This is a genomic window from Catenibacterium sp. (assembly GCF_052354645.1).
Classification (GTDB): domain Bacteria; phylum Bacillota_I; class Bacilli_A; order Erysipelotrichales; family Coprobacillaceae; genus Catenibacterium; species Catenibacterium mitsuoka_A.
In genome coordinates this window covers 1-5383 of the sequence record NZ_DAWDDM010000129.1, presented here as the reverse complement: position 1 = coordinate 5383, position 5383 = coordinate 1, and the positions used below count along the sequence as shown (strand labels likewise).

The 5383-nt window shown below is 32.0% G+C and carries 6 protein-coding genes; all 6 read right to left on the bottom strand.

The genetic code is table 11. From position 1 onward, the window contains the following. Positions 1 to 656 (bottom strand): TraX family protein (locus ACT8VG_RS06785; RefSeq protein WP_444195471.1); only part of this gene is annotated, 656 nt, incomplete at its 3' end. A gap of 67 nt (positions 657 to 723) precedes the next feature. Next, on the bottom strand, positions 724 to 849 hold the full coding sequence (locus tag ACT8VG_RS06780) for a hypothetical protein (RefSeq protein ID WP_444195470.1): 126 nt from the start codon (positions 847 to 849) through the stop codon (positions 724 to 726). 42 nt (positions 850 to 891) lie between these two features. Further along, positions 892 to 1956 (bottom strand): beta-aspartyl-peptidase, encoded by a 1065-nt coding sequence (iadA, locus tag ACT8VG_RS06775; protein ID WP_444195469.1) that lies wholly within the window; start codon positions 1954 to 1956, stop codon positions 892 to 894. Positions 1957 to 2069: 113 nt separating this feature from the next. After that, positions 2070 to 2996: a DUF4268 domain-containing protein gene (locus ACT8VG_RS06770; RefSeq protein WP_440258005.1), complete on the bottom strand. Its 927-nt coding sequence runs from the start codon at positions 2994 to 2996 to the stop codon at positions 2070 to 2072. 47 nt (positions 2997 to 3043) lie between these two features. Further along, entirely contained in the window at positions 3044 to 4588 is a 1545-nt protein-coding gene (locus ACT8VG_RS06765; protein ID WP_444195468.1) for a hypothetical protein, read from the bottom strand. Positions 4589 to 4591: 3 nt separating this feature from the next. Then, entirely contained in the window at positions 4592 to 5224 is a 633-nt protein-coding gene (locus ACT8VG_RS06760) for a hypothetical protein (protein ID WP_432266079.1), read from the bottom strand. Positions 5225 to 5383 lie beyond the last annotated feature (159 nt).

Sequence of the window (5383 nt, the reverse complement as noted above, 5' to 3'; positions counted from 1 at the left end):
GGATAGAAGAAATAGTTGAATAACTTATTTTGTCTCCCTCGTTCTCCGTTATAAGTCAGATTTAAACCAAATCCAAGTAATGCCCAGGGTTCCTTAAACATTGACGCATAACAAAATGGTATAGAATAGATATATTTATCATGAAATATATACATGAAATATCCAATAAGTACGGCATGATGTTCATAATCTAATCCTAGATTCATAGCTATAAAACACATAACTGCGACAATGAGAATGGATATAACATACCATAATGGTTTATTCAGTTTCTCTTTTAATACATCTATCACCCATATAATGGCAAGTACAAATGACAGTGTAAACATGATATTGTTCCAGTTGGGTTCAAAAAGAACAGCTGATGTACACATATCAAATGGGACTTCAGAGATGATTCCAAATAGAAGAAGAGTCCCTAAGTATTTCCATTTATTTCTTGTATGGAAGTACCCTTCTATTAATAAAAATATAAATATAGGAAAAGCGATTCTTCCTAAAATATCAAATAGATCACTTATTCTATTTAACATACCTCCATCTAGATTAGGATAGATAATAGCTTTATTGAAATGATCAATCAGCATTGAGGCAAATGCGATATATTTCAATTTTGCACCTGAGAATATCTTGATTCTCTCTTTTATATTATTCATATGTCTCATCCTTTCAACTCCATTATAACATAAAAGGCTGATTCACAAAGGAATCAGCACCTGTAATCTAGTATGTTACTCTTTCTCTTATATAAGGACTGAAGTCTATTCCACTCTTACGATCAATAAGTGTATTGTAGTTGATATTCAAATCTAATAATTCATGCTTATCAACTCTTACTTTCAATCCCAAATCTTTGCTTAATGAGTTTGCAGGAATAAAAAAAGAAAGAAATTAATCTTTCTTTGTGATGATATGCTTGATTTCATCATCTTTCCAGATAACTAAATCACAATCAAAACCTTCTTTAATGACTCCTGTATTTTTTAAACCTAATACTTGAGCAACATTTTGAGTAAAGAATGGTAAAGCTTTTTCATATCCCAATGCATTCTTTAGAGAAATAAATTCTTTCTTTAAGTTAGAGACTGGTGTAATACCAATTTCTTTGATAGATCCATCTTCATTATATGTAGACCATGAGCCTTGTGCATCACTAGAAATAGTGACTTTAGAAGTATCCTTAAACTGTTTAATGAATTCTAGAGTCTTGCCATCACCTTCACATGTTAAGTCAACTGTACCACCCATTTCAGCAAACTTGAGTGCATCTTTAAATAAGTGTGGATTACGACTACAGTGTGTTGGCTGGAATAAAGAAACAGGAATATCAGCTCTTTCTAATGCATGAAATACAGGAGTTAATCCTTGTTTTTCATCACCCATATGAAGTGTTAAATTTGCTTGTTTTCCAGCAATAAGACTTGCTGTACGGATTTGAGAAGCTAAACGAACAAGTTCATCATCAGTAATATGACTTGATCTATGATCACTTAAAGCAAGCTTAACACCTAGAATACTATCAATAAATACAATATCATCTTCTACTGAATCAGTGAGCGTATATGTAGGATATGTATAACTTCCTGTTAGAATATAGGTATGGACACCTTTTTGAGTCAATTCTTTTGCTTTGGCGAATAATTCTTTTGTGTTTCTTGTATAGCCATCTGTACCTAATAATCCAATGACAGTAGTAATACCTGCATCTAGTATTTCATTGACTTCAATAGGTCTAGCACGAGAAATAAAACCAGCTTCTCCCCCACCACCAGTAATATGAACATGACGATCAATTAATCCTGGAGTAAGAATACAACCTGTCCCATCAATTGTTTCAATAGAATAAGGATATGTGATATGATCATCTATTCTTTCTATTTTAGAATCTGAAATCAATACGTCTTTGACACCTAAGTCTTCTGGTGCATAGACTTGAATGTTTTTAATTAGTTTCATACTTTTTCACCTCAATGAGTATTATATAGTAGAAAAGTTGGTCGTGCCATGGAAATTAGAGATAAAGTATAAAAACACTTATCAGAAACGATAAGTGCTTGTTTACTGTTTTACTAAATGTATTTACTGAATGTAGTTTTCATCTTAACCATCACATCAATCAACCACTCAAATTGAGATTCCCATGCATTCTTATTTTCAAGTTGCACTGATTTTTCTACTACAATTCTACTCGCTTTTCTATCTGGTAATTCTCTCCAGTCAAAACATAGTCCTGAAGTCAATTCAATATCTGTTTTATTTTCATAAAGAGAATTGTATAACTCTGTATCATCACTAATATATAATTCTACATCTAGTTCATTTCTTTGTTTAATCTGCGATACTGCAATATGACATGCAGAAGATCCAATACTAAAATTCAACCAATGATTTTTTGATGGTTTTCTTTTCTTGAAGTTCTTTGCGAATATTGGATTTTTAAATGCATAATCTTCAAATGCAACCCAATACTCATATCTTAATTGTTGAGTCTCATTTATAGACTCACTTTTCTTTATTTCTTTTGTCCAATCATTTGGTTTTTCTATTACTTCAAATTTCACAGCTGGTTCAGAATTTCCAATTCTATAGAGCTTGATTTCACATAAGAAAAAACCAACACTATCATCAGTATGGTTATTCAGCCATTCTATTGCAGCTTTATGTTCCTCACGTGCGTGTTTAACTACCCAGATAACTATATCTGCAGATTTTCCAGAAGCATAAGTAATTAATTTGCCTAGATGATCATGATTAGTATCTTCTAATTGATTTTCAATAATGATTTTTCTATCTGTTCCTGTTTCAGACGCAAAAATATCAACATTGAAGTCTCCTACAGAAGATTCTGTTTCATCAACAGTAATATCTATTCCTATGGCATCAGCAAGTAAAGTAATATTATCATCTTGTGAAAGCCAGGGAGTAAAATCAAGAGCCTCATGAGGCCACACTGTACGGAGATCTTTTATTTCTTCTAACTTACTTAAGTTAACCATTATAATAATTGCCTCCTATTCCACTTGGTTTAAATATAACTAATCTCTTAAACATATCCTATTTTTGATATTCCAATAACTCCTCTTCTAAGGAAAGTAAGTTTAAGATTATCTGGTTCAAATGTGTCAAAACTAAATGAATTCACTTCAAAAGTATCTGGTTTGAACCCTTCTGCTTTAAATGTCTCATAATTAAAAGTTTCAATCCCCATCTGTTTGATCACATCATCTGGCAAAGTGTAATCTTGTTCTACTAAACCAAACAAAGTAAATCCTGTATCAATACAGAATGATAGTGCCTTCTTATACCCATATTCATATGTAAAAGAACCAGTTATAGATCCAACAAAGCTTCCCATTAAATAACCAAAAACTGGAAGTTTAATAAACATCTGTGAGATGCCTCCACCAATCAATGCACAAGCAGAAATAAATGTATCTTTTACAATTTCATTAGCAACTTCAGTACGAGTCTTTTTACCGATTACAACAGCATATGAGCCTTTGATTACATTCATTGTAAGTACCACAACAGCACCTACTACTGAAGGTTCAATGTTTTCCATTGAATGACCAAGTAATCCACTCTTACAAGTGTATGTTATTGATGCTGCAATTGATCCTCTAATAAAACCTTCTGCTGTACCACTTACAGCGGCAAAACCAATCTTTTTAAACTGTTCTTCTTCGATTTCACCATTTTTTAATAAATACTCTATAGTTTTATAAATTTCAGGTCCTACTTTTAATACAAGTGAAATAACTGCTGCTGTAACACCTGCTTTATATGCCTCCTTAATAAGCAAATCAATATTAATAATATCAGGTGCGGATAGGCCATAGTCAGCTGCTTTGAATCTTCCTTCTTTTGCAGTAAGTGCTAATTTTTCAGCTTCTACTTTTGTTAATTCAATAGATTCACTGCCATGATTATCTCTGATTTTTGTTTCTAACAATTTTAAAGTATCTCGATAACGTCCGACTAATTCAGGACGACGAGCAGATTCTGTTGCAATCATTCTTTTCAACCATTGTGTAGCAGATTCTAATTGATCCGCTGGTATTATTCGTATTTGTCCAGAGTAAATTGGATCATTAAGTATCGCATCTATTTCTGTATAATTATGTTTTGTTAGATACGTCTCTAAATCATCAATACCTCCATGAGCTTTATACTTAGCAAATCTCTCAAAAACAGACATTGCTTGCTGTTTTGCACTCTCTTCTCCAGTTGAATAGAATTTCAATCCATATTTCATACCTTTAACATCACCAGCAATACCTACCATATCTGGAGATGCTAACTTATTACTTCTAATTATATCAACTCTGCTCTCAGAATGATTAAGTGCAGCATTTACATTAAAAGTATGTCCTATGAAAAATTCTGCAACATCACCTTTTAATTGCTTAACAGGTGTGTTATCTCCTAAGAATCCATTAATGCTTTTTTCTAATTTATCGATTTCTGATTGAACTTCATTAAAATAAGAAACCCTTTCAAGTCCGAAGTCAGCACCATCTACTGCTCCTACAAAGGTGTCTGCATGTTTTCTGAAATATTCATATCCTTGTTGGAAGTTAACATCCATTTATTATTCCTCACTTAACCCTAGAAATTGACTTAATCCATTCATATAGAACGTAAGTGTAAGGCAAGTATATTCCTGTTCCTCTATTTCCTTACTGTTTGTTAATCTATTTATAGCATTTAAGGCATGTATTGGTGCATTGACAAATGTGGCTTGGATTTCTTTAAGAGGATTTATTAATTGTTTTATACCTTTTTCTTTCGAATCTATAGCTAAATCAGATGTATCCATAATCGCTGACTTTACATCAATTAGTTTCTTTATATCAGACTGATTTTCTTTAGCAAATTCAATAAATTCATCATAATGCTCTACATCCACGATATCATCTACATATAAGACTGCCTGTTTACCAAGCCATCCATAATTCATACCATATTTTGAAAATTTGTTTATCATATGATATCGTTTTTCTTTTATCAGTTTGCTGTTACCAATAAATAAAATATATTGTTCAGAAGATATTTGTACAGCCTGATGCGTATAATCAGTTTCCGACCATACCTGTGCTGCTACCGCACCATCCTTTACTCCTACAATTTCTCCCTCTATATCATCAGATAAACTTACAAGTTGTGCCAAAAAATCAGCATATCTTCTTGAGTTTTTTTCACACACAATAATTAGTTTCTTCATAGTTACTATTCCTCCATCTTCATAAACACAACAATTCAAAATTAATTAAACTAGAATTCTTGTACCATGATCTTATAACCTGTATCTTAAACACATATGACTCTGCAGACAATCATAAGCGTCTAAAAATAGTTGATAGCAAAAACATTAAAAAAAAAA